The sequence below is a fragment of the Shinella sp. GW821-FHT11G07 genome (assembly GCF_058808115.1).
On record NZ_JBXARJ010000002.1, the window covers coordinates 565822 to 587437 of the forward strand.

General features: G+C 61.1%; 24 protein-coding genes, 1 tRNA gene and 2 pseudogenes. 16 read left to right on the forward strand and 11 right to left on the reverse strand.

Annotation, left to right across the window (positions count from 1 at the left end; all coding sequences use genetic code 11):
• Positions 1–113 precede the first annotated feature (113 nt).
• Both AC1RT2_RS06195 and AC1RT2_RS06200 read right to left on the reverse strand, forming a co-directional pair.
• Positions 114–338: a hypothetical protein gene (locus tag AC1RT2_RS06195; protein WP_493100333.1), complete on the reverse strand. Its 225-nt coding sequence runs from the start codon at positions 336–338 to the stop codon at positions 114–116.
• A 410-nt stretch (positions 339–748) separates the two neighbouring features.
• On the reverse strand, positions 749–991 hold the full coding sequence (locus AC1RT2_RS06200) for a hypothetical protein (protein ID WP_493100335.1): 243 nt from the start codon (positions 989–991) through the stop codon (positions 749–751).
• A gap of 315 nt (positions 992–1306) precedes the next feature.
• Between AC1RT2_RS06200 and AC1RT2_RS06205 the strand changes: the two genes are divergently transcribed.
• Positions 1307–3559 carry a beta strand repeat-containing protein gene (locus AC1RT2_RS06205; protein ID WP_493100337.1) on the forward strand — a complete coding sequence of 751 codons (2253 nt, stop codon included), beginning with the start codon at positions 1307–1309 and terminating at the stop codon, positions 3557–3559.
• A 321-nt stretch (positions 3560–3880) separates the two neighbouring features.
• On the opposite strand, the pseudogene AC1RT2_RS06210 reads toward AC1RT2_RS06205, so the two are convergent.
• Both AC1RT2_RS06210 and AC1RT2_RS06215 read right to left on the reverse strand, forming a co-directional pair.
• Positions 3881–4009 (reverse strand): annotated as a pseudogene (locus tag AC1RT2_RS06210) (SOS response-associated peptidase); the annotation flags it as partial.
• A gap of 257 nt (positions 4010–4266) precedes the next feature.
• On the reverse strand, positions 4267–4509 hold the full coding sequence (locus AC1RT2_RS06215) for a hypothetical protein (RefSeq protein WP_493100339.1): 243 nt from the start codon (positions 4507–4509) through the stop codon (positions 4267–4269).
• An 871-nt stretch (positions 4510–5380) separates the two neighbouring features.
• Here AC1RT2_RS06215 and AC1RT2_RS06220 point away from each other — a divergent pair.
• The 6 genes from AC1RT2_RS06220 (at position 5381) to arsH (ending at position 9063) form a co-directional block, all read left to right on the forward strand.
• Positions 5381–6298, forward strand: a complete 918-nt coding sequence (locus AC1RT2_RS06220; protein ID WP_493100341.1) for a site-specific integrase — start codon at positions 5381–5383, stop codon at positions 6296–6298.
• A 66-nt stretch (positions 6299–6364) separates the two neighbouring features.
• Positions 6365–6454: transfer RNA gene (locus AC1RT2_RS06225), tRNA-Ser, on the forward strand.
• Positions 6455–6865: 411 nt separating this feature from the next.
• Positions 6866–7222, forward strand: coding sequence for an ArsR/SmtB family transcription factor (locus tag AC1RT2_RS06230; RefSeq protein ID WP_493100343.1), 357 nt, complete (start codon positions 6866–6868; stop codon positions 7220–7222).
• A gap of 38 nt (positions 7223–7260) precedes the next feature.
• Positions 7261–7944, forward strand: coding sequence for an aquaporin (locus tag AC1RT2_RS06235; protein WP_493100405.1), 684 nt, complete (start codon positions 7261–7263; stop codon positions 7942–7944).
• The gene (arsC, locus tag AC1RT2_RS06240) at positions 7941–8363 is read left to right on the forward strand and encodes an arsenate reductase (glutaredoxin) (protein ID WP_493100345.1); all 423 of its coding nucleotides are present in this window, start codon (positions 7941–7943) and stop codon (positions 8361–8363) included. The genes AC1RT2_RS06235 and arsC overlap by 4 nt, the downstream gene beginning before the upstream one ends.
• Complete coding sequence (gene arsH / locus AC1RT2_RS06245; protein ID WP_493100347.1) at positions 8338–9063, forward strand: arsenical resistance protein ArsH; 726 nt, start codon at positions 8338–8340, stop codon at positions 9061–9063. The genes arsC and arsH overlap by 26 nt, the downstream gene beginning before the upstream one ends.
• A gap of 82 nt (positions 9064–9145) precedes the next feature.
• Here arsH and AC1RT2_RS06250 read toward each other — a convergent pair whose 3' ends face one another.
• The gene (locus AC1RT2_RS06250) at positions 9146–9775 is read right to left on the reverse strand and encodes a MarC family protein (protein ID WP_069058781.1); all 630 of its coding nucleotides are present in this window, start codon (positions 9773–9775) and stop codon (positions 9146–9148) included.
• Between the two features lie 238 nt (positions 9776–10013).
• Between AC1RT2_RS06250 and gyrA the strand changes: the two genes are divergently transcribed.
• The gene (gene gyrA / locus AC1RT2_RS06255) at positions 10014–12794 is read left to right on the forward strand and encodes a DNA gyrase subunit A (protein ID WP_069058782.1); all 2781 of its coding nucleotides are present in this window, start codon (positions 10014–10016) and stop codon (positions 12792–12794) included.
• A 121-nt stretch (positions 12795–12915) separates the two neighbouring features.
• On the opposite strand, the gene AC1RT2_RS06260 is transcribed toward gyrA, so the two are convergent.
• Together AC1RT2_RS06260 and AC1RT2_RS06265 are read right to left on the reverse strand one after the other, a co-directional pair.
• Positions 12916–13062, reverse strand: coding sequence for a hypothetical protein (locus AC1RT2_RS06260; protein WP_171902387.1), 147 nt, complete (start codon positions 13060–13062; stop codon positions 12916–12918).
• Positions 13063–13075: 13 nt separating this feature from the next.
• Positions 13076–13201: a hypothetical protein gene (locus tag AC1RT2_RS06265; protein ID WP_493100350.1), complete on the reverse strand. Its 126-nt coding sequence runs from the start codon at positions 13199–13201 to the stop codon at positions 13076–13078.
• Between the two features lie 250 nt (positions 13202–13451).
• On the opposite strand from AC1RT2_RS06265, the gene coaD reads away from it, so the two are divergent.
• The 7 genes from coaD (at position 13452) to AC1RT2_RS06300 (ending at position 18398) form a co-directional block, all read left to right on the forward strand.
• Positions 13452–13946, forward strand: a complete 495-nt coding sequence (coaD, locus tag AC1RT2_RS06270) for a pantetheine-phosphate adenylyltransferase (RefSeq protein WP_069058783.1) — start codon at positions 13452–13454, stop codon at positions 13944–13946.
• A 34-nt stretch (positions 13947–13980) separates the two neighbouring features.
• Positions 13981–14550, forward strand: a complete 570-nt coding sequence (locus tag AC1RT2_RS06275) for a peptidylprolyl isomerase (protein WP_069058784.1) — start codon at positions 13981–13983, stop codon at positions 14548–14550.
• 83 nt (positions 14551–14633) lie between these two features.
• A complete protein-coding gene (locus AC1RT2_RS06280) occupies positions 14634–15149 on the forward strand; it encodes a peptidylprolyl isomerase (RefSeq protein ID WP_069058785.1) in 516 nt (171 codons plus the stop codon).
• 80 nt (positions 15150–15229) lie between these two features.
• Entirely contained in the window at positions 15230–15679 is a 450-nt protein-coding gene (locus tag AC1RT2_RS06285) for a DMT family transporter (RefSeq protein WP_493100353.1), read from the forward strand.
• 7 nt (positions 15680–15686) lie between these two features.
• A complete protein-coding gene (gene queA, locus AC1RT2_RS06290) occupies positions 15687–16754 on the forward strand; it encodes a tRNA preQ1(34) S-adenosylmethionine ribosyltransferase-isomerase QueA (protein WP_493100355.1) in 1068 nt (355 codons plus the stop codon).
• A complete protein-coding gene (gene tgt, locus AC1RT2_RS06295) occupies positions 16751–17881 on the forward strand; it encodes a tRNA guanosine(34) transglycosylase Tgt (RefSeq protein ID WP_493100357.1) in 1131 nt (376 codons plus the stop codon). The genes queA and tgt overlap by 4 nt, the downstream gene beginning before the upstream one ends.
• A gap of 28 nt (positions 17882–17909) precedes the next feature.
• Complete coding sequence (locus AC1RT2_RS06300) at positions 17910–18398, forward strand: hypothetical protein (RefSeq protein WP_493100359.1); 489 nt, start codon at positions 17910–17912, stop codon at positions 18396–18398.
• A gap of 6 nt (positions 18399–18404) precedes the next feature.
• Here the strand turns inward: AC1RT2_RS06300 and AC1RT2_RS06305 are convergent, their stop codons facing one another.
• From AC1RT2_RS06305 to AC1RT2_RS06315, 3 genes are all read right to left on the reverse strand, one after another.
• Positions 18405–18827: a DUF4864 domain-containing protein gene (locus AC1RT2_RS06305; RefSeq protein ID WP_493100361.1), complete on the reverse strand. Its 423-nt coding sequence runs from the start codon at positions 18825–18827 to the stop codon at positions 18405–18407.
• Between the two features lie 210 nt (positions 18828–19037).
• Entirely contained in the window at positions 19038–19565 is a 528-nt protein-coding gene (locus tag AC1RT2_RS06310) for a GNAT family N-acetyltransferase (protein ID WP_493100362.1), read from the reverse strand.
• A 241-nt stretch (positions 19566–19806) separates the two neighbouring features.
• On the reverse strand, positions 19807–20241 hold the full coding sequence (locus AC1RT2_RS06315; protein WP_069058791.1) for a BA14K family protein: 435 nt from the start codon (positions 20239–20241) through the stop codon (positions 19807–19809).
• Positions 20242–20515: 274 nt separating this feature from the next.
• Between AC1RT2_RS06315 and AC1RT2_RS06320 the strand changes: the two genes are divergently transcribed.
• Entirely contained in the window at positions 20516–21490 is a 975-nt protein-coding gene (locus AC1RT2_RS06320) for a GlxA family transcriptional regulator (RefSeq protein ID WP_493100364.1), read from the forward strand.
• 45 nt (positions 21491–21535) lie between these two features.
• Here the strand turns inward: AC1RT2_RS06320 and AC1RT2_RS06325 are convergent.
• Positions 21536–21616 (reverse strand): annotated as a pseudogene (locus tag AC1RT2_RS06325) (amino acid ABC transporter ATP-binding protein); the annotation flags it as partial.

Consider the following 21616-nt stretch of genomic DNA (forward strand, 5'->3'; position numbering starts at 1 on the left):
AGCGTCGATTCTACGTCCGGATAACACCCCTGCCTCTTCCGCCGCCTTCAGAAATGCACTCTGCGCCGCGGCCGCCGTCGGCCCAAACGAGACTACGCTATGCGCCTTCGTATTCAGAATGTGCTTGTATCGATGCCAAAGAAGGCAATCCTTCCATCAAAAAACTCAAGGTAGGTCTTGTTTGGAAGCCTAAACTGAACCACGATCTCCGAGGCATTCTCGACCGCTTCTTCCGTGTAGGCCATAGAAGCTTTTTCAAGAAGGGCCTTTGCCTCGTCAACCGACAAGCCAGGTACAAAACCATCGAATCTGATGACGCGTCGGGAAGCATACTTCATCTTCCCACGCTTTGGGACTGGCACCCCCCTGACGCCATCCACATCCGGATACCAACCCGACGAATTTCTACGTGCTCTCCCCGAACCCAAAGCTCGACTTGCAGGTTGCCGTGGTAGTCGAACAGGCTGTCAAAAGTAGCCGTATCGCCGCTAAAGTCCCACCAACTTGGGGGGCCAAGAGCACGTCCCACGGAGTAAAACTTGGCATCCGGGCGAACCACCTGAGACGGTGATCTCTTAAGCAGAGCGAGTATCGAAAACGGCGGAAGCGAATGGTTCCTGAGCATCGGGCTTGGATAGCAAACTCCGTTGCCAGCGACAATGTCGGCGTCTGGTGCGAAGCCGCCACCCACGCCATTGCTAAGTCTATTCCATCTCCGGAAGTTTCCCGGCCGTAACCGCGCGCGCGCTCAGGCAGTTCCGCCCTCATCTTGCATCTCCACCAGCTCTGCGAGGTCGACGAGCAACTTCTGAACGTCCGGGCCGATGTGAGAGTTATTGGCCTCGGTGGTCATCCGGATATTGGCAGCATAGTGGGTCGGATCGAGCACGCCAGCCTCCTGAAGGGTTTTGACCAGGACGACCAACGCGTTCGTGTGGGCGGCATGTATGGCCGCAATGGCCTGTACAATCTCGTCGGATTTCTTGTTCATTCAGCACCCCTCCAAGATCTGCAATGCCAGATTCACTCCATCTTTGGACGCTCGCCGGCCTGAAATAGGATATTCGTCAGGCCGCACTCTCCGAGTCTGGAACCCGCTGAGGACAACGTCCACCACATCGGCTCCCGGGCGCCTACATCATTGGGCGGCTCGATCATTAACGATTCACTAACACTTCCGACTTCCCGCTCTGCTAGGTAGCCCCTCTTATCTAGACCTCTTCCCCCTAGACTATTAACTGTGGTTGCGAAAGAGTGAGCACGCACCCGTGCTGCGGGCGCGATTTGATGGAAGAGGATGCAACCGATGACCCAGACTCTCAACGGCACTGCGGGTATTGACACGCTTACCGGGACGGACCTGGGCGCTCCAACAAATCCAGACGGTATCGACATCATCAACGGCCTCGGCGGCGACGATACGCTGTCTGGCCTGGGAGGCAACGACATCATCGAAGGCGGTCTCGGTGCCGACAATATGGACGGTGGTGCCGGCATCGACACGCTCAGCTACGCCAACGCAACAGCCGGTGTCGGGGTGGCCTTGAACGCCTTCGGCACCTATGGCGAGTCGCTGGGCGACACGATGAGTGGTTTCGAGAACCTGATCGGCAGCGCCTTCAACGACCAACTGGCCGGTGACGGCGGGGTCAACGTTGTCAGTAGCGGAGCGGGGGACGACTACATCCAGCTTAGCGGCGGCGCTGACACGCTTGATGGCGGCGCCGGCCGGGACCTTCTCGATGGCCGCGTCTGGGGTTCGGCCCTCACCATCAATCTGGCCACGGGGACGGCGACCGGGGGCGTCACGCTCTCCGGCTTCGAGTTGGTTCTGGGCACCGCTTTCAACGACACAATAACAGGCAACCAAAGCATCGACACCGACCTGGTCGGCTTCGATGGCAACGACATACTCAACGGCCTGGACGGCAACGACAGCCTCTTCGGTGACAGCTACGCCGGTATCTCCGCTACCGGCAGCGACACGCTGAACGGCGGCAACGGCAACGACTCTCTCGATGGCGGTGCGCTCGGCGACATATTGAATGGCGGTGCCGGTACCGACACGGCCTTATATGGCGGGTCCAGCGCAGCGGTGAGCGTTAACCTCATCACCGGTGTCGCGTCCGGCGGCGAGGCTCAGGGCGACACCTTCAACAGTATCGAGAACCTTACCGGTTCGAGTTTCAACGACACGCTGACCGGCAGCTCCGGGGTCAACGTTCTGAACGGCGGCAATGGTGACGACGCGCTTGAGGGCGGCGCCGGGGCCGACACGCTGAACGGCGGCGCCGGTATCGATACGGCCGGCTACGCATCGTCGAGCGCGGCGGTGACCGTCAGCCTCGCCACTGGCAGCGGGTCCGGCGGCGATGCTCAGGGGGATACCCTGAGCAACATCGAGAACCTCATCGGCTCGATTTTCGGCGACATGCTGACCGGCAATGCCGCGGCAAACATTCTGTCCGGCGGCAACGGTGACGACGTGCTCCAGGGCGGCGTCGGGTCGGATACGCTGGACGGTGGGGCGGGCGCCGACACGGTGAGCTACAGCCTCTCGGCCGCCGCGGTTGCGGTCACCATCAACGGCGGCGCCTCTGGCGGCGATGCCGAAGGCGATACCCTGATTGGTTTCGAGAACGTCACGGGTTCGGAGTTCGGCGATCTCCTGGTTGGAGACGGCCTCGCCAACACGCTGTCCGGTGCTGGTGGTGACGATGTGCTCGAGGGCGGCGCGGGCGGCGATACGCTCTCAGGCGGCAATGGAAACGACACAGTGAACTATCGTGGGTCAGGCGCAGGGGTCATGGTAAACCTTATCTCCGGTAGTGGCGTCGGTGGTGACGCCAGCGGCGACACCCTGACCGACATCGAGAACATCAGGGGCTCCATCTTCGCTGACATTCTCACTGGTGACACTGGCGACAACATCTTCATCGACGGCGCGGGTGGTGGCGCCGCCGACACTTTGACCGGAGGTGCCGGCAACGACAGCTATTCGGTCTACAATGCCCAAACGGTGATCGCCGAAGTCGTGGGGGAGGGCAATGATCGTGTCAGTGCAGGAGTGAACTTTGTGCTCGCTAGCGGCAGCAGCGTCGAATATCTAAACACCACCTCCCTGCACGCCACCCGTGCAATCAACCTGACCGGCAACGAATTGAAACAGTTGGTGCGCGGCAATGCCGGCGCCAACGTGATCGACGGCGGCGGTGGCAACGATGTGCTGTGGGGCATGGGGGGAGCGGACACGTTCCTGTTCTCGAGCGCGCTCGGCTCAGGCGGTGTCGCCCGCATTGGCGACTTCAACGTCGCCGATGACCAAATCCAGCTTGACGACGCGATCTTTTCAGCGCTCGGCATTGGGGTGCTGGATGCGTCGGCGTTCAAAGACATTGCCACCGCGTCACGCGATGCCGATGATCGCATCATCTACAACTCTAACACAGGATCGCTGGGCTACGATGCCGATGGCAGCGGTTCGGCGTTCAGAGCGGTCAAGTTTGCGTCGCTGTCGGCCGGCCTCAATCTCAGCGCTGCGGATTTCCTGGTGATCTGATCGGCCGCCGGTACCAGCGACGCTGGGGCGGCTGGAAATATGGGCGTGTCAATCGCCTCCGAGGTATTCGATCGCCCCGGGGGGCACATGTATTAAAATGCGTTGATGCCGCCATAACGGCTAACGTTCGGGTCAGCAGATTGGGGGCCACCCCGGTACCAAATCCCGGTCATCTGCCTTCATCCTACCGCCCAAAATAGATATCTAAGGCGAGTCAGGCCGCCGCAGCATTCAAGACGGCAGCGGCGAACAGCAACCAGGTTGTAGACCGCATAATAGCTAGAACGGAGAAAACAACCGCCAGGGCTGAGACGACGTAGATCAAAGAAGGCTCTGCTGAGCCGGCTCAGCCTCCGCGACTGGCAGCAGGATCAGCCCATCGTCGGGCAGGGGGCGTTGGAGCGCTTTCGCCTCGTCCCACGGCGCCCGCATCCAGACGTCGTGCTCCTCGTCGGCGAGCATGGCCAAGACGTGGTGGTCGGCGCGGGAGCCAATCGCGACGCAGACTTCAGCCTCATCCCACCCGAATCTGTCGCGCGGGCGATGAGCGCCTTTATCTCCTCTTCGATCGCCTGCTCGCAGCTCACAAATCAGTCGGGGTAGCCCGTAACGTCCTTCGGCGGCGAGATCGGCATGGGGTCCTCCATGTAGGAGGAGGATAGGGCGGCGAGGATCTGTCGGCATACGTCGATGTCGCCCCGCCGGCACTACTCCATTTTCGGGAGTTCACCGAACTGAAACAGGATCGTCGGCGGACCAAATTCCCCAGGCGCAGGATCCCCATCGCGGCTCCACGCCAGCACACCGGCATAATGGCTCGCCATGAGCCTCGCCTCGCAGACCACTCGCTCCTCCCTGTCCACCTGGCGCGGTTCGAAGGCCGGCATCAAATCCCCCTCATCATTTTTGTTGAATGCTGCGAGCACGATCAGTTTACCTGCCCCTGCCATTGCGCGTCTCCTTTGCCCTTCCCTTATACCAAAAGTGCCACTTATGACCTCGGCCTCGATCGCGGGGATCGAACCACTCTCCGCCGAAGTGAGCCAGGAAGGCCTCCGCATCTTCCAGCTTGGCAAAGCAATAGACACGATGCCATTCGGCTTCCCAAACGACGCTGTGACCTCGTGGGCACAGCGACAAGCTAGCGCAGAATTTCGCGATGACGTCACCCTGCTGCATCGTCCAGAGCGAGGCCAGCCGCGCAATCTGATGTGGCCATCCGCTGTCGATGCCGGCGCTGGTCAATTCCCCTTTGCGCCTGCTCACGTTGCCACCCTCCTGTCGTGTCCGCTCGGAACGTAATACATCAGCCGCAGGCCAAGGATGCCGCAACGCGGACAGCGCACTCTCATTGCAAGGTCGCAAACCGGGAACTTCCGGCCTTTCGCGGCCAGCAGCGTCGGCATATCCAGTTCGTGTTTCCAGTCGCATTTCTTGTGACTTTTGGGGCCGAGGTCGATCATGCCGCCATGACACACCGCGGAGACGGCCCAACCAGCCTCCCAGGCTCCACCTAGCGTTTCCACCTTCCTCACTCCCGATCGGTGTGTGGTCGCCAGCCGCGGAAGGACGGACAAGGGCGGTGGAGAATGAAGGGTCATATCGTTGAACGCAGCCCAGGCAAATGGGCCATTGTCCTAGATGTCCCAAGCGATGGAAAGCGCCGCCGCAAGTGGCATACTTTCCATGGCACCAAGCGCCAGGCCGATACGGAATGTGCCCGGTTGATCGCGGAGCTGTCCGGGGGGCAACTACATCGAGCCGGCAAAGACGACAGTGTAGGCCTATTTCGTACAGTGGCTGAAACACGAGAAGGCGAATGTGTCGCCCAAGACGCACCAGCGCTATGAAGAACTGCTTTTGAAGAACGTGGCGCCAGTCATTGGCGCGATCACGCTCAACAAGCTGACCGCCGCTAGCATCGACGGGGCGTGGGGCAGCCTGTTAGAGAGCGGGCGTAGGGACGGGAAGGGCGGTCTGTCGCCGCGCACGGTCCATCACTGCCGGCGCGTGATGCTCACGGCGATGGATCAAGCCGTGAAGTGGGATCTGCTGAAAAGGAACCCCGTCGCGTTGACACGACCACCAAAGGTCGAACGGAAGCAGATGGAGGCCTACAGCGCGCCTCAAACGGCGATGTTGCTCGATGACCTGCGCAAGAGCCGTGTTTTCATTCCGGTCCTGCTGGCGGCACTATGTGGGATGAGGCGAGGGGAGGTCATTGCCCTTCGCTGGAGAGATATAGATCTCGCGAACGCCGTTATCGCTGTCACGCGAAGCGCAGAGCAGGTCGGGACGGAAGTGCGGTACAAAGAGACCAAGTCGGGCAGGTCGCGCACGGTGGCGCTCTCCTCCACTGTTCTGGAGGAATTGCGGCGCCATAGGCTCGTTCAGGGAGAGGAGCAGTTAAAGCTCGGCATCAGGCCGAACGAGGATTCGTTCGTCGTCGCCCAAGTGGACGGGGCGCCCTTGAAGCCGGTTTCCCTCACCCACGAATGGACCAAGCTACTCGCGAAAGCCAATCTGCCGCGGATCCGCTTTCATGACCTCCGGCACTCCCACGCAACGCAGATCCCAGCGGCTGGCGTTCATCCAAAGATCGCGAGCGAGAGGTTGGGGCAATCGACTATCGGAATTACCCTAGATTTGTATAGCCGCGTGATGCCCGGAATGCAGGCCAACGCCGCAGAGCAAGTTGACGCGGCAATCAAAGCTGCTAAAAAGCCAGCCATCGAGTGATTGGGTAGCAAATGCCATTTTGGAGAAATCGGCAAAAGTCGGCTTTCTCAACCTTATCAATCAGATGGAAGAGTGTCCGAGTGGTTTAAGGAACCGGTCTTGAAAACCGGCGTGCGGGAGACCGTACCGTGGGTTCGAATCCCACCTCTTCCGCCATAACTTTGTGATAAGATTCAGCAATTTCGTTGACAAAACGTGCACCGTCTTGGCGCCGTTTGGGATAACGCTGCAACTGCATTCCCGTCGCAGGCAATACATCCATCGTCACCAGCGGTGGCTTTCGCGAGCCATACGCAGCCGCCGCATTCCCCTTGCCGTCTCCTCTTGCCAGCGCTCACTCCTGCTGCTCTGCATTGAACACGGTTGAGCAGCGAACTGGCCCGCTTTGACCTGGGCAACAGGACATCCGAGTTTCACCGGATATCCGCCTTACCAGCGGTGACTCGCCTCGCCCCGGAGAGGGCGAGGCGAGTCACGGAGGCTGAGGTCATCAGTCCGCATTTTATGGTTGTCGGTTGCATTCATTTGCGGTATTCATAAATTCAATATTTCAAGGAATATTGAATTATGGACCAGCAGCAAGCCCTGATATCGTTCGGCGCGCTCTCGCAAGAAACCCGTCTCCAGATCATTCGCATGCTCGTCGTGGCCGGACCTCACGGGATGTCGGCCGGGACGATCGCCGAGAAGGTTGCGGTCTCGCCTTCGAATGTCTCGTTTCATCTCAAGGAGTTGGAACGCGCAGGTCTCATCAACCAGCAGCGAGAATCCCGCTCGATCATCTACTCGGCCAGTTACGACACTCTCGGCGGCCTCGTTCGTTTTCTGATGGAGGATTGCTGCGGCGGGCATCCTGAAATATGCGCGCCTGCCGCCGCCATGGCTGCATGCTGCGTACCTTCAGGCAACGAGAACCTGCAATGAATGGAAGGGGGGATACCGGTGCCTTGGAACTCGAACTGATGCGGGAGTTCGATCTTTCCCGGCGTATGGCCGCCGAAGGGGCCGGCACGGCCTTGATCGTTGCCACGGTTGTCGGCTCCGGCATCATGGCATCGTCCTTGACGCAGGATGCCGCGCTGGCGCTCCTTGGCAACACGTTGGCGACGGGTGCGATGCTGGTGGTGCTGATCACGGTTCTCGGCCCGATATCAGGCGCACACTTCAATCCCGCCGTATCGGTGGTATTCGCCCTGTCGCGTTCATTGCCCAGACGTGATCTCGCCGCATACGTCTTCGTTCAGATTATTGGCGGTATCTGCGGCACCGTCGCCGCTCACCTGATGTTCGATCAGTCGATACTCGAATGGTCGATGAAAGCCCGTACCGGAGGCGGTCAATGGCTCGCTGAAGGGATCGCTACCTTCGGGCTCGTCGCGACCATCGTTCTCGGTGTCCGCTTTGAGCGAAAGTCCGTACCGTGGCTGGTTGGCCTCTACGTCACGGCTGCATATTGGTTTACGTCCTCGACGTCCTTCGCCAATCCCGCGGTTGCTCTCGCACGCTCGCTCAGCAACACCTTCGCCGGAATACGGCCTGCCGACCTTCCGGGATTCATCACGGCGGAATTCATCGGCGCGCTGTGCGCTTTCCTTGTCGTCAACTGGCTGCTTCGGCCGGCCCCAACCGTGGAGACAGCACCATGAACGTCACCATCTACCACAACCCCGACTGCGGCACGTCCCGCAACGCGTTGGCCATGATCCGCAATGCGGGCATCGAGCCAGAAGTCATCGAGTACCTGAAGAGCCCACCGACCCGCTTGCAACTCGTGAAGATGATTGCCGCTGCCGGATTGACCATTCGCGAGGCGATCCGGGAAAAGGGCACACCCTATACGGAACTCGGCCTCGACAACGCCAACCTGACGGACGACCAGCTTCTGGATGCGATGCTGAAGGACCCGATCCTGATCAACCGGCCATTCGTCGTCACGCCCCTGGGGACGCGTCTTGCACGGCCTTCAGAGGTCGTCCTGGATATCCTGCCAGACGCGCACAAGGGGCCGTTTACCAAGGAGGACGGCGCGCAGGTCCTCGATGCGGAGGGCAAGCGTCTTGTCTGACTTTCCTTCGGCAGAAATGGCGCACATGCGTCAGCCGGAGATTAATTCTCTGCGTCCGCCATTTTCCACCCACAAACCACGTATTCTGATCCTCTATGGCTCGTTGCGTGCAGTTTCCTACAGCCGACTGCTTGCACAGGAGGCAGCGCGACTGCTGGAACATTTCGGCTGCGAAGTGCGCATGTTCAATCCTGAAGGCTTGCCATTGCCGGACGCGGAGCCGGCCGGCCATCAGAAGGTGCAGGAACTGCGCGACCTTTCGCAGTGGTCGGAAGGCCAGGTCTGGGTGAGCCCGGAACGGCATGGGGCCATGACGGCCATCATGAAGGCGCAGATCGATTGGCTTCCCTTGTCGATCGGTTCGATCCGTCCGACGCAAGGCAAGACCCTTGCCGTCATGCAGGTGTCAGGCGGATCGCAGTCGTTCAATGCCATCAATCAACTGCGCATCCTCGGCCGCTGGATGCGCATGATTACGATCCCGAACCAGTCCTCCGTCGCCAAGGCCTTTCAGGAGTTCGACGCCGAGGGGCGAATGAAGCCTTCCTCCTACTACGATCGCGTGGTCGATGTCTGCGAGGAGCTGGTCAAATTCACGCTGCTTATCCGGGATGCTTCTGCTTATCTGACCGATCGCTACAGCGAGCGGAAAGAAGACGCCGCCAAGCTGGAGCAACGTGTGAGTCTGAAATCCATATGAGCGAACGGATCCGGTTCTCACCGGACATGGCCACGCAGTTCATCTGATCGAGCGAAAGGGGCTTCAGGGGTGATTGCGGCCCCTAGAGCACAAAGACCGACTTCACCCCGTCCACCACGAACTGCACCGCCAAGGCTGCCAGGATGACGCCGAGGAGGCGGGTGAGGATGGCGCGGCCGGTGTTGCCGAGGAAGCGGTCGATGCGTTCGGCGATGACCAGTGAGAGGAAGAGGATGGCGATGCAGAGCGCGATGACGCCGATGAGGGCGCTGCGTTCCAGCGCCGACGGGAAGGAGCCGGAGGTGAGGATCGTCGCGGAGATGGCGCCGGGGCCGGCAATCAGCGGCAGGGCGAGGGGGAAAACGGCGATGTTGTGGATGTGATCGCGGGTGATCGCCACTTCACTGGTCTTTTCCTTACGCTCGTTGCGGCGTTCGAAGATCATCTCGAAGGCGATCCAGAACAGCAGGAGGCCGCCGGCAATGCGGAAGGCGCCAATCGAGATGCCGAGAAGCGAGAGCACGCCGGCGCCCGTCAGGGCAAAAACGGCAAGGATGCAGAAGGCGATGATGCAACCGCGCAGCGCCACCTGCTTGCGTTGCGCGCGTGTCATGCCGACGGTCAGCCCGAGGAAAATCGGTGCGAGGCCGGGCGGATCGATGGTCACGAGCAGGGTCGTGATCGCATTGACCAGAAGGTCGATGTTGAGCATTGCGGCGTTCCCCTCGCCATTGTGCGGCCGCTTTTGACGGCTTTATGTCCGCATTGTTAGGCGAGGGTCGTGTGCAAGGGAAGGGCAGTCGCAGACTTGCACCGACAATGTCACGAAAATGCGCAAATTGGCGGATTTTACTTGCAAAAGCCTGTTTAAAACCCTTTGCAAAATTGGCGTGACAGACGCCGGTAGGCTATAAATCAAGACTGATTCTGAACAACGATCGTGATCAAAATTGACAGAGCAATCGACACCCGGCGGCAAAAACCCACCCGGCATTGAGCCTATTTCCATCATCGAGGAAATGCAGCGGTCGTATCTCGATTACGCCATGAGCGTGATCGTGTCCCGCGCGCTGCCCGATGTGCGCGACGGCCTGAAGCCGGTGCACCGGCGCATCCTCTACTCGATGAGCGAGATGGGCGTCGACTGGAACAAGAAATATGTAAAGTCGGCCCGTGTGACCGGTGACGTGATGGGTAAATACCATCCGCACGGCGACAGCGCGATCTATGACGCGTTGGCCCGCATGGCGCAGGACTGGTCGCTCCGCCTGCCGCTGATCGATGGCCAGGGTAACTTCGGTTCCATCGACGGCGACCCGCCGGCAGCCCAGCGTTACACGGAATGCCGCCTGGAAAAGGCAGCCCATTCGCTGCTCGACGACCTCGACAAGGAAACCGTCAACTTCCGCGACAACTACGACGGCACGATGAGCGAGCCGGTCGTCGTTCCGGCGAAATTCCCGAACCTGCTGGTCAACGGGGCAGGCGGCATCGCCGTCGGCATGGCGACGAACATCCCGCCGCACAACCTGATCGAAGTCATCAACGGCTGTATCGCGCTGATCGACAATCCGGCAATCGAGCTGCTCGACCTGATGCAGCACATTCCGGGCCCGGACTTCCCGACCGGCGCATTGATCCTCGGCCGCGCAGGCATCCGCCAGGCCTATGAGACCGGCCGTGGTTCCGTCGTGATGCGCGGCCGCGCCCATATCGAGCCGATGCGTGGCGACCGCGAGCAGATCATCGTCACGGAAGTTCCCTTCCAGGTGAACAAGGCGACGATGATCGAGAAGATGGCCGAACTGGTGCGCGACAAGCGCATCGAGGGGATCTCGGATCTTCGCGACGAATCCGACCGCCAGGGTTACCGCGTCGTCATCGAGCTGAAGCGCGATGCCAATGCGGATGTCATCCTGAACCAGCTCTACCGCTACACGCCGCTGCAGACTTCTTTCGGCTGCAACATGGTGGCGCTGAACGGTGGCAAGCCGGAGCAGATGACGCTGCTCGACATGCTGCGCGCCTTCGTGTCCTTCCGCGAGGAAGTCGTCAGCCGCCGCACCAAGTACCTGCTGCGCAAGGCGCGTGACCGCGCCCACGTCTTGGTGGGTCTCGCCATCGCCGTCGCCAATATCGACGAAGTGATCAGCCTCATCCGCCGCGCGCCCGACCCGCAGACGGCGCGCGAGCAGTTGATGGAGCGCCGCTGGCCGGCGAAGGACGTCGACGTGCTGATCAAGCTTATCGACGATCCGCGCCACCGCATCAACGAGGACCTCACCTACAATCTCTCCGAGGAACAGGCCCGTGCCATCCTCGAACTGCGTCTGGCCCGTCTCACGGCGCTCGGTCGTGACGAGATCGACGAGGAACTCAACAAGATCGGCGAGGAGATCAAGGACTACCTCGACATCCTCTCCTCGCGCCTGCGCATGATGAATATCGTCAAGGACGAGCTCATTTCCGTGCGCGACGAATTCGGCACGCCGCGCCGCTCCGTGATCGTCGAGGGCGGTCCGGACATGGACGACGAGGACCTGATTGCCCGCGAGGACATGGTGGTGACCGTGTCGCATGCCGGCTACGTCAAGCGCGTGCCGCTTGCGACCTACCGCGCGCAGCGCCGCGGCGGCAAGGGCCGCTCCGGCATGGCCATGAAAGACGAGGATTTCGCAACCCGCCTCTTCGTTGCCAACACGCATACGCCGGTCCTGTTCTTCTCCTCGCGTGGCATCGTCTACAAGGAGAAGGTCTGGCGCCTGCCGATCGGTACGCCACAGTCGAAGGGCAAGGCGCTCATCAACATGCTGCCGATCGAGCCCGGCGAACGCATCACGACGATCATGCCGTTGCCCGAGGACGAAACGACGTGGGAAAACCTCGACGTCATGTTCTCGACGACCCGCGGCACGGTTCGCCGCAACAAGTTGTCGGACTTCGTCCAGGTCAACCGCAACGGCAAGATCGCGATGAAGCTCGAGGAAGAGGGCGACGAAATCCTCAACGTCGAAACCTGCACCGAGCAGGACGACGTGTTGATGACGACGGCGCTCGGCCAGTGCATCCGCTTCCCGGTCGACGACGTGCGCGTCTTTGCCGGCCGTAACTCAGTCGGCGTGCGCGGCATCTCGCTTGGTGCCGGCGACCGCATCATCTCGATGACGATCGTCAGCCATGTCAATGCCGAGCCATGGGAACGCGCCGCCTACCTGAAGCGCTCCGCCGCCGAACGCCGTGCCAGCGGTGTCGACGAGGAGGATATCGCGCTGGTCGGAGAGGACGTCGGTGAAATCGGCGACCTGTCCGAAGAGCGGTATCAGGAACTGAAGGCACGCGAACAATTCGTGCTGACGGTTTCGCAGAAGGGCTTTGGCAAGCGGTCGTCTTCCTACGACTTCCGCACGTCGGGTCGTGGCGGCAAGGGTATCCGCGCCACCGATACCTCGAAGACCAACGAGATCGGCGAAGTCGTCGCGGCCTTCCCGGTCGAGGACAAGGACCAGCTCATGCTCGTCTCGGACGGCGGCCAGCTGATCCGCGTACCGGTCGATGGCATTCGCATCGCCAGCCGCGCCACGAAGGGCGTGACGATCTTCTCGACCGCGAAGGACGAGAAGGTCGTGTCGGTCGAGCGCATCAGCGAGCCGGAAGGCGAGGACGATGTGGAGGAGATCGGCGTCGAAGGCGAGATCGAAGCAGGAGATGCAGCGCCGCCCGCCGAGGAGTAAGCACTTCACGCCACTGTAGACATGAAAAAGCCGGACGGGCAGGGAACGACCGTCCGGCTTTTTGTATGTGCGGGCAGCCTGGAGGAAAGGCCACCCGCTCTAACGGCGACAAGGGGGCGCGTTAAACGCCGAAGCCGCCTGCTTCTGTTTTCAGCTTCACCACCTTCAGGGCGGCGCGGTCACGTTTCAGTTCGAGAATTGTGCGCGCGAAGTCGAAGGTGAAGACGGTGCTGATAAAGACTGTGAAAAGAATGGTAAGTGCGGCCATCATGCGTCTCCACTCAGCGCAGCCACTTGCCGCGGCCGGCGGCCTTCGGCGTGATGGGGCGATCCTCTCGCCGCAGGGCATGGATCGTCGCAGCGCTGAGCGCGATGAACATCGTCATGCAAAGAAGTGCCAGTGCCATTTTCGTGTTCCTTCCAGCCAGAGGAAACGCAATACTTGGTTCGTTGTGTTCGGACGGTACAATGCGCGACTGCGACCTTTGTTCCCGACCTCCATGCTTGTTATTTAGACATGGTGCGACTGAAACGGACTTGAACGGCCTGTTCACCTAGAGTTCATCTTCGTGACCGGGGACAGTTGCCGGTAGAGCCGTGCGGAGCCTTGCGATTTGGAGCCGTCCATGACAAAAGGCGGCAAACGGGACCCTGCCGATGACAGTTGCCTTCTATCCTGGCTCTTTCGATCCGATCACCAACGGCCATATCGATGTTCTCGTGCAGGCGCTGAACGTAGCGCCCAGGGTCATCGTCGCGATCGGCATCCATCCCGGCAAGACCCCGATGTTTTCCTTCGAGGAACGCGCCGACCTTATCCGTCAATCCATCGCCGAAGTGCTGCCGGAGCGGGCAGGGGATGTCAGCGTCGTTTCGTTTGCCAATCTGGTTGTCGATGCGGCACGCAGCCACAGTGCCCGCCTGCTCATCCGCGGGCTGCGCGACGGCACGGATCTTGACTACGAAATGCAGATGGCCGGCATGAATCGCCAGATGGCGCCCGACGTGCAGACCGTCTTTCTACCGGCCGGCGTTGCCTCGCGGCCCATTACCGCCACATTGGTCCGCCAGATCGCGGCCATGGGCGGCGATGTCAGCGCCTTCGTTCCGGCGCCCGTCTTTGCGGCTTTGAATGCCCGCAAGAAGAGCTGAGCACAATCATCCTGAACCCCTCAAGGGAGCTATCATGAACATCCTTCGTCTCGCTTTTGCCGGAGCCCTGTTCCTCGCCACGACCACAGGCGCGGTCGTTGCACAGGCCGCCGATTTCCTCACGATCCAGCTGAAGGACGGCCCGGTCGTCATCGAACTCGATTCCAAGTCCGCGCCGAAGCACGTCGAGCGCATGAAGGCACTCGCCGCTGCCGGCGAATACGACAACGTCGCCTTCCACCGCGTCATCGAAGGCTTCATGGCCCAGACCGGCGACGTGCAGTATGGCGACCTGGCGGACGGCTACCAGGCGCAGGCGGCCGGCACGGGCGGCTCCAGCCAGCCGGACCTTCCGGCCGAATTCTCCGAAGTGCCCTTCCAGCGCGGCACGGTCGGCATGGCGCGGTCGCAGGACCCGAATTCCGCCAACTCGCAGTTCTTCATCATGTTCGCGCCCGGCGACTTCCTGAACGGCCAGTACACGGTCGTCGGCAAGGTCGTGTCCGGCATGGAGAACGTTGACAAGATCAAGCGCGGCGATGACGCCAACAACGGTTCCGTCACCGACCCTGACCGCATGGTCAAGGTCACCGTCGGCAAGTAAGCCAACTTTTTGGCTCGCTGCCGGTTGTAATCGCAAAACCGTGCCACACCTTTTGCGCAACAGACTTTTGAAGGAGAAAGACCATGGCCGAGATCAAGGATCCGGAAAACACCATCATCATGGAGACGACGAAGGGCAAGGTTGTCATCCAGCTGCTTCCGGATCTCGCACCGGGCCACGTAGCGCGTATCAAGGAACTGACACGCGAAGGCGCCTATGACGGCGTCGTCTTTCACCGCGTGATCGAAGACTTCATGGCGCAGACCGGCGACGTGCAGTACGGCAAGACCGGCGGAAAGGACTTCAACCCGGCCCGCGCCGGCATGGGCGGTTCGGAAAAGCCGGACCTGAAGGCCGAGTTCTCCAACATGAGCCACGTGCGCGGCACATGCTCGATGGCCCGCAGCCAGATGCCGAACTCTGCCAACTCGCAGTTCTTCATCTGCTTCACGGATAGCCCCTGGCTCAACAAGCAGTACTCCGTCTGGGGCCAGGTCATCGAAGGCATGGACAATATCGACAAGATCAAGCGCGGCGAACCGGTGCGCGATCCCGATACCATCGTCTCGATGAAGGTTGCCGCCGACGCGGCTGCCTGATAGAGAAACGTTCGATTTCGACCGCGCTCGCCACGGCGGGCGCGGTTTTTCTTTGTGCGCTTTTCAAGAGACAAGTCGATATGGCTGCTTTCCTCTGGGCGCTGCTCGGCGTTGCGGCCGGCGCGTGCATCGCAATTCAGGCTCCCATCAATGCCATGCTCGGCCGCGGGCTGGGCATGCCGGTGGCCGCCGCCTGCGTGTCGTTTCTTTCAGGCGCCATCATCCTCGCCGTCGTCGTGCTGGCGACCGCCTCGTTTGAGGGCCGGGGACCCGATTGGCGCGGCCCGGCTTCCTGGCTCTATTTCGCCGGGGGCGCACTCGGCACGGTCTATGTCACCACGGCTATCTTCCTGACACCGCGTATCGGTGCTGCCGCCGTCATGGCGTTCGCCGTTACAGGCCAGCTCCTCGCCGGTATCCTGCTGGATCGCATCGGCTTCCTCGGCATGGCCGTGCGAGAAGTTTCCGTCGGCCGCATCGCCGGTGCCATGCTGCTCGTCGTCGGCGCGCTGATGATCCGCTTCTACTGAGGTTTTCATGCGCGTCGACCTCTTCGATTTTGATCTCCCGGAAGCCAACATAGCACTTCGTCCGGTCAGCCCGCGCGAAGCGGCAAAACTCCTCGTCGTGCGCCCCGCGACGGAACCCCCCTACGAGGACCTGACCGTTGGCGACCTGCCGTCGCTTCTGCGGGCAGGCGATGCCCTGGTCTTCAACGATACACGCGTCATTCCCGCCCAGCTGGAAGGCATCCGTCACCGCGAAGGCGCCGGCGGCCAGAAGGTTTCCGCGACGCTGCACATGCGCGTCGCCGGCGACCGCTGGAAGGCTTTCGCCAAGCCCGGAAAACGTATCAAGATCGGCGACCGCATCACCTTCGGCGCGGGCGGCGATCTATCGGCGACCGTCGAGGCCAAAGGCGAGGGCGGCGACGTCACCCTCCACTTCAACGCCTCTGGCCCGGACCTCGACCGCGCCATCGCCATCGTCGGCCATATCCCGCTGCCGCCCTACATAGCGTCCAAGCGCGAGGACGACGAGGCGGACCGCCGAGACTACCAGACGATCTATGCCCGCGAGGAGGGCGCCGTCGCCGCGCCCACCGCCGGCCTGCACTTCACCGACGCGCTCTTCGAAAAACTCGATGCGCTCGGTGTCGAACGGCATTTCGTGACGCTGCATGTCGGCGCCGGCACCTTCCTGCCGGTCAAGGCGGATGACACGACCGACCACGTCATGCACGAGGAGATCGGCTATGTCTCGCAAAAGACTGCTGCCGCGCTCAACGCTGTGCGAGCGCGGGGTGGGCGCATCGTTTCCGTCGGCACGACGTCGCTGCGCCTGCTCGAAAGTGCAGCCGATGCGGATGGCCAGATCAAGCCGTGGTCGGGTGCCACGGGTATCTTCATCACGCCCGGCTACCGTTTCCGCACGGCCGATATGCTGATGACCAATTTCCATCTGCCGAAATCGACGCTGTTCATGCTCGTCTCGGCCTTCTCCGGCCTGGATACGATGCGTGGCGCCTATAGCCATGCGATCGACACCGGCTACCGCTTCTATTCCTACGGCGACTCCAGCCTGCTTTTCCGGAACGACCGATGACCGAAACATTCCAGTTCAAACTGCTCACCACCGACGGCAAGGCGCGCCGCGGGGAGGTCTCCATGCCGCGCGGCACCATCCGCACGCCGGCCTTCATGCCGGTCGGTACGGTGGGCACCGTCAAGGCGATGTATCTCGACCAGGTGCGCGACCTCGGCGCCGACATCATCCTCGGCAACACCTATCACCTGATGCTGCGGCCGGGCGCCGAGCGTGTCGCGCGCCTTGGCGGCCTGCACGAACTCATTCGCTGGAAGCACCCGATCCTGACGGATTCCGGCGGCTTCCAGGTCATGTCGCTTTCCGGCCTGCGCAAGCTCGACGAACAGGGCGTGACCTTCAAGAGCCATATCGACGGCGCGCTGCACCACATGTCGCCGGAGCGCTCGATCGAGATCCAGGGCCTGCTCGGCAGCGATATCCAGATGCAGCTCGACGAATGCGTGGCGCTGCCGGCGTCGCCCAAGGAAATCGAGCGTGCGATGGAAATGTCGTTGCGCTGGGCCGAACGCTGCAAGGTGGCCTTCGGCGACCAGCCCGGCAAGGCGATGTTCGGCATCGTGCAGGGTGGCGATATCCCGCATCTGCGTGTCCGCTCTGCGCAGGCGCTCGCTGAGCTCAACCTCAAGGGCTATGCCATCGGCGGCCTTGCCGTCGGCGAGCCGCAGGAGGTCATGCTCGACATGATCGACACGACCATTCCGCACATGCCGACTGAGAAGCCGCGTTATCTGATGGGCGTCGGTACGCCGGATGACATGCTGAAATCCGTCGCGCGCGGCATCGACATGTTCGACTGCGTGATGCCGACCCGCTCCGGCCGCCACGGCCTTGCCTTCACACGCCGCGGCCGCATCAACCTGCGCAATGCCCGCCACGCGGAAGACATGCGTCCACTCGATGAGGAATCGAGCTGCCCGGCCGGCCGCGACTATTCGCGTGCCTACCTGCACCACCTCGTGCGCGCCAACGAGTCGCTCGGCGGCATGCTGCTGACCTGGAATAACCTCTCCTACTACCAGGACCTGATGGCCGGCATCCGCAAGGCAATCGAGGAAGGCCGCTTCGCCGATTTCATGGCGGAGACGCAGGAAGAATGGGCGAGGGGCGATCTCGCCGCGCTCTGAGATTATTGTTTGCTTAGAGATGCATCCGATGCTGCCGTTCGACGACCCTCGCTGGAAAGATTTACAGCATGCCTATGGCGAGGCCACCGATATCCCGGCGCTTTTGCACCTCCTTGCTCGATCATCAGGCCCTAAAGCCGACTACCAGGAAGAGCCGTGGTTCGGGTTGTGGTCAAGGTTATGTCATCAGGGCGATGTCTACACCGCTTCATACGCGGCCGTTCCCCATATCGTTCGTATTGCGGCCGACGCTACGGGACCAATAGACACGTCCTTTTTCTTGCTGCCGACCAGCATTGAGATCGCGCGAAAGACTGGTAGAGGTCCACATGTTCCGCAGGCCTATGCCGAGGCTTATCATCGTGCGATCGGCCTTCTGCCCGACAATGCATTTCTTCACCGACATCAGGCATGGGATCGGTCGATGCTCCTGTCAATTGCCGCAGCGCAAGCGGTTGCAAAGGGGCATGTCGATTTAGCGGAATCGCTGTTGGACATGACTGACGAGCACGAGTGAAGTACCTTAGATTGCCGGTCCCGGCGCGGCGCGCACCATGTGCACGCCATTGATCTTGTAGCTGCCGTCCGGCTGCTTCATGAGCTGGTAGAGCGCGGTCCAGTCCTTCCCGTCCGGCCCGGAGATCAGCACCTCCTGCACCACCATGTCGCCCTCGACCTTCGAGCGGCCGAAGGCGAAATTGCCCGGCCGGTAGACCGGCGCATAACCCTTCTTCACCATGTCGAAGAAGGCGCTTTCGCTCGGGAATTTGCCACGGATGGTGGGTGAGGCGAAGGAATAGGCGGTCTTCGCGTCATCGTTCAGGAAGGCATCGATCTGGCTCTGGATGATGCCCTGCGCCGTATCGACAGGCTCTTCCGCCTGGGCGAAGGAGGACGACATCACGGGAATGAAAATGCAAAGGAATAAGGCGGCAGGCAATTTCATGGCGCGCACTCCTTTTCGACGAAAGGTAGAGTAGCACGGGGATTTTCAAGAGGCTGCCCTTTTTCATAGGGAAACCAGCCACATTGAATTAAGATATTTCAATTTAAAACAACATGATATTTTAAATAGTTAAAGCAAAAAGATAATATCACATGTCCGTGATATAAGGGCAGCATGCAAAAGACATGGCGGCGGACGGTATACGCGCTCCTATGCTGGGTCTCTTCGAAAGACCACAATGTCCGAATCCTGATAGGTCGACCTGGCGAACTCCTCGAAACCATGCCGCTGGGCAAGGCGTATGGAGGGCGCATTGTTCGGATCGATGATGCAGGTGATGGCGGCACCGCGGTGGTTCGCCTCCGCCCAAGGCAATATCGTCTCCAGGACCTCGCTGGCATAGCCGCGACCCTGATAGTCCGGGATCAGGCCCCAGCCTGCTTCCATCGTGCCCTCGATGCTGGGCACCATCTCCCGGCGCATTTCATGGAAGCCGGATTCGCCGATGAGCTGACCGGACGCCTTTTCCGTGATCGCCCAGAAGCCGAAGCCCATGACACTCCACATGCCGATATGGCGGAGGAGGCGGACCCAAGACTGCTCCCGCGACAAGGGGACGCCGGAAATGTACCGGACGACCTCCGGCATGCTCCACATCGCCGTTAGTGCATCGAGATCATCAGATTGAAAGCCACGCAGGACGAGGCGGTCAGTTTCAAGGACGGGTATGTTGGGCATCGGACCGAATAACGGGGAATTGGACAATGTGCGGGTTCAGGAAGGGAGGCAGGTTCTGATTTCGGCAGGGTAGGACAGGATTCGCGACAACCTACACTGGAAAGATTGACATAGTCGACATGCTCCCTCCCGCGCTCCACCGGATTCCTGACCAGTTGAAGTTCTTCCATGCATGGAAAAGCCCGCCGAGGCGGGCTTTTTTGCCAGTTCATCAAGAACCCAGCGCAATCACGCAGCGGCCTTATGAGTAAGGCGAAATGCAAGCCTTGCGTGAACCGTAGTTCGGCTGGAATGTGTTGTCGTAGGCGCGGTATGACCGGTAGCGGTTGGAGCACCAGTTCACATGCGAATTGCCGCCAGCCTGCGGCTGATTGGCGACCGCGCCGCCGATTGCCGCACCGAGACCGAAGGCTGCAAGCGGGTACCACCAGCCGTCCGAATTGCGGCGATAGCCGGGGCGATAATCACGGTATCCGCGATGGCCATGCCAGCGACGGTCCGCACGGCGCTCATACCGATCGCGACGGCGTTCCACGCGATACTGCACCTGCTCCACCGAGGATGCTTCCGGTACCGGCACGCGGGCGAATGTCACCGCCTGGGCCGGAATGACGGACGTCAACCCAACGGCGAGCGAGAGAAGCCCAGCGGCGAGACCGGTCTTGAGATTAAACATGGCACAACCTTTCTTGCTTGTTCTGCAACAGAACGCGACACAGGGTATTTGGTTCCACCAGCGGGTCGAACATGGTCTTTTCTGAAACAAAAAAAACGGGTTGGTCCGCCTTGTCGGCTCGCCAACCCGTTCCGGTAAATGCGGATCAGGGTGTTCGGGGTACAGGGGCTCTCACCACAATCCGGCTGCATCTCCGGATCTCCTGTGACGCCGATCATGCCCGAACGCGCTTTTACCGATTGACATAATCCGCATCTTTTTTGACAATTTGCTCATGAGCAAAAAAGCTGAGCGACAGGGGCCACTCGACGTCACGATCGTCCTCCTGCCCGAATCGTCGATCATGTCGCTTGCCTCGGTTCTTGACCCGATGCGCGCCGCAAATCGTGTCGTGCCGGAGCCGGTCTTCCGCTGGAAGATCCTGTCGCCGCAGGGCAAACCGGTTCTGTTGACCTGCGGTGTCGAAATCCGGGTGGACGGCGACTTTGCCGATGTGACCAGCGGCGACGCACTGCTTTTGATCGCCGGCTTCAACCAGGACCGCCATGCCGACCGTACGTTCGTTGCCCGGCTCAAGAAGGTGGCGCGCCGGTTCGGCGTGGTTGCCGGCATCGAATCGGGCTGCTGGCTTCTGGCACGCTCCGGTCTGCTCGATGGCCGCGACGCGACGGCGCACTGGGAGGAGCTCGAGGATTTCGCGGCGGCCTTTCCGGCCCTTAACGTGCGGGCCGACCGCTTCGTCACCGATGGTCCGCTGTGGACGTCCGGTGGCGCTTCGCCGACATTCGACATGATGCTGCATCTGGTGCGCGAGCAGTTCGGTTCGGCCGTGGCGCTCGATGTGGCGAGTGTCTTCGTCTATGACGAGACCCATGCGGCAACGGACGCGCAGCCGCTCGTCTCGCTTGGCCGACTGGGGGAACACCAGCCGGAATTGGCGGCTGCGATCCGCCTGATGGAGCGCACCATCGATCGGCCGCTGACGATCGCGGCCCTGTCCCGACGGCTCGGGTTTTCAACGCGCAAGCTGGAGACGCTGTTTGCCAACGGTCTCGGCACCGGACCTGGAAAGTATTACCTGCGCCTGCGCCTGACGGCCGCGCAGCGGATGGTGCGCGATACGCCGCTGTCGATCCAGGACGTGGCGCTGCGCAGCGGCTTCGACAGCCTGTCCGCCTTTTCCCGCGCCTTCCGCAACCATTTCGGGGCGAGCCCGCTCAAGCTCAGGGCGGAACTGCGCCCCAAATGAAAAAGGCGGGCTGTTGGCCCGCCTTTCGATCTCCATGCCGATTGCCTAGTGCAGGATCTGGCTGAGGAAGAGTTTCGTGCGCTCGTGCTGCGGATTGTCGAAGAACTCGGCCGGCGAATTCTGCTC

Bases quoted from the DNA above. Each gene is read 5' to 3' on its own strand.
- AC1RT2_RS06310 (WP_493100362.1), bottom strand. From the start codon at position 19,565: ATGCCCAACATACCCGTCCTTGAAACTGACCGCCTCGTCCTGCGTGGC.
- AC1RT2_RS06280 (WP_069058785.1), top strand. From the start codon at position 14,634: ATGGCCGAGATCAAGGATCCGGAAAACACCATCATCATGGAGACGACG.
- AC1RT2_RS06250 (WP_069058781.1), bottom strand. From the start codon at position 9,775: ATGCTCAACATCGACCTTCTGGTCAATGCGATCACGACCCTGCTCGTG.
- queA (WP_493100355.1), top strand. From the start codon at position 15,687: ATGCGCGTCGACCTCTTCGATTTTGATCTCCCGGAAGCCAACATAGCA.
- AC1RT2_RS06235 (WP_493100405.1), top strand. From the start codon at position 7,261: ATGCGGGAGTTCGATCTTTCCCGGCGTATGGCCGCCGAAGGGGCCGGC.
- AC1RT2_RS06215 (WP_493100339.1), bottom strand. From the start codon at position 4,509: ATGGCAGGGGCAGGTAAACTGATCGTGCTCGCAGCATTCAACAAAAAT.
- AC1RT2_RS06275 (WP_069058784.1), top strand. From the start codon at position 13,981: ATGAACATCCTTCGTCTCGCTTTTGCCGGAGCCCTGTTCCTCGCCACG.
- tgt (WP_493100357.1), top strand. From the start codon at position 16,751: ATGACCGAAACATTCCAGTTCAAACTGCTCACCACCGACGGCAAGGCG.
- AC1RT2_RS06265 (WP_493100350.1), bottom strand. From the start codon at position 13,201: ATGGCACTGGCACTTCTTTGCATGACGATGTTCATCGCGCTCAGCGCT.
- AC1RT2_RS06320 (WP_493100364.1), top strand. From the start codon at position 20,516: ATGAGCAAAAAAGCTGAGCGACAGGGGCCACTCGACGTCACGATCGTC.
- arsH (WP_493100347.1), top strand. From the start codon at position 8,338: ATGCGGAGGGCAAGCGTCTTGTCTGACTTTCCTTCGGCAGAAATGGCG.
- AC1RT2_RS06195 (WP_493100333.1), bottom strand. From the start codon at position 338: ATGAAGTATGCTTCCCGACGCGTCATCAGATTCGATGGTTTTGTACCT.
- AC1RT2_RS06200 (WP_493100335.1), bottom strand. From the start codon at position 991: ATGAACAAGAAATCCGACGAGATTGTACAGGCCATTGCGGCCATACAT.
- arsC (WP_493100345.1), top strand. From the start codon at position 7,941: ATGAACGTCACCATCTACCACAACCCCGACTGCGGCACGTCCCGCAAC.
- AC1RT2_RS06230 (WP_493100343.1), top strand. From the start codon at position 6,866: ATGGACCAGCAGCAAGCCCTGATATCGTTCGGCGCGCTCTCGCAAGAA.
- AC1RT2_RS06205 (WP_493100337.1), top strand. From the start codon at position 1,307: ATGACCCAGACTCTCAACGGCACTGCGGGTATTGACACGCTTACCGGG.
- AC1RT2_RS06315 (WP_069058791.1), bottom strand. From the start codon at position 20,241: ATGTTTAATCTCAAGACCGGTCTCGCCGCTGGGCTTCTCTCGCTCGCC.
- coaD (WP_069058783.1), top strand. From the start codon at position 13,452: ATGACAGTTGCCTTCTATCCTGGCTCTTTCGATCCGATCACCAACGGC.
- AC1RT2_RS06285 (WP_493100353.1), top strand. From the start codon at position 15,230: ATGGCTGCTTTCCTCTGGGCGCTGCTCGGCGTTGCGGCCGGCGCGTGC.
- AC1RT2_RS06300 (WP_493100359.1), top strand. From the start codon at position 17,910: ATGCTGCCGTTCGACGACCCTCGCTGGAAAGATTTACAGCATGCCTAT.
- AC1RT2_RS06305 (WP_493100361.1), bottom strand. From the start codon at position 18,827: ATGAAATTGCCTGCCGCCTTATTCCTTTGCATTTTCATTCCCGTGATG.
- AC1RT2_RS06260 (WP_171902387.1), bottom strand. From the start codon at position 13,062: ATGGCCGCACTTACCATTCTTTTCACAGTCTTTATCAGCACCGTCTTC.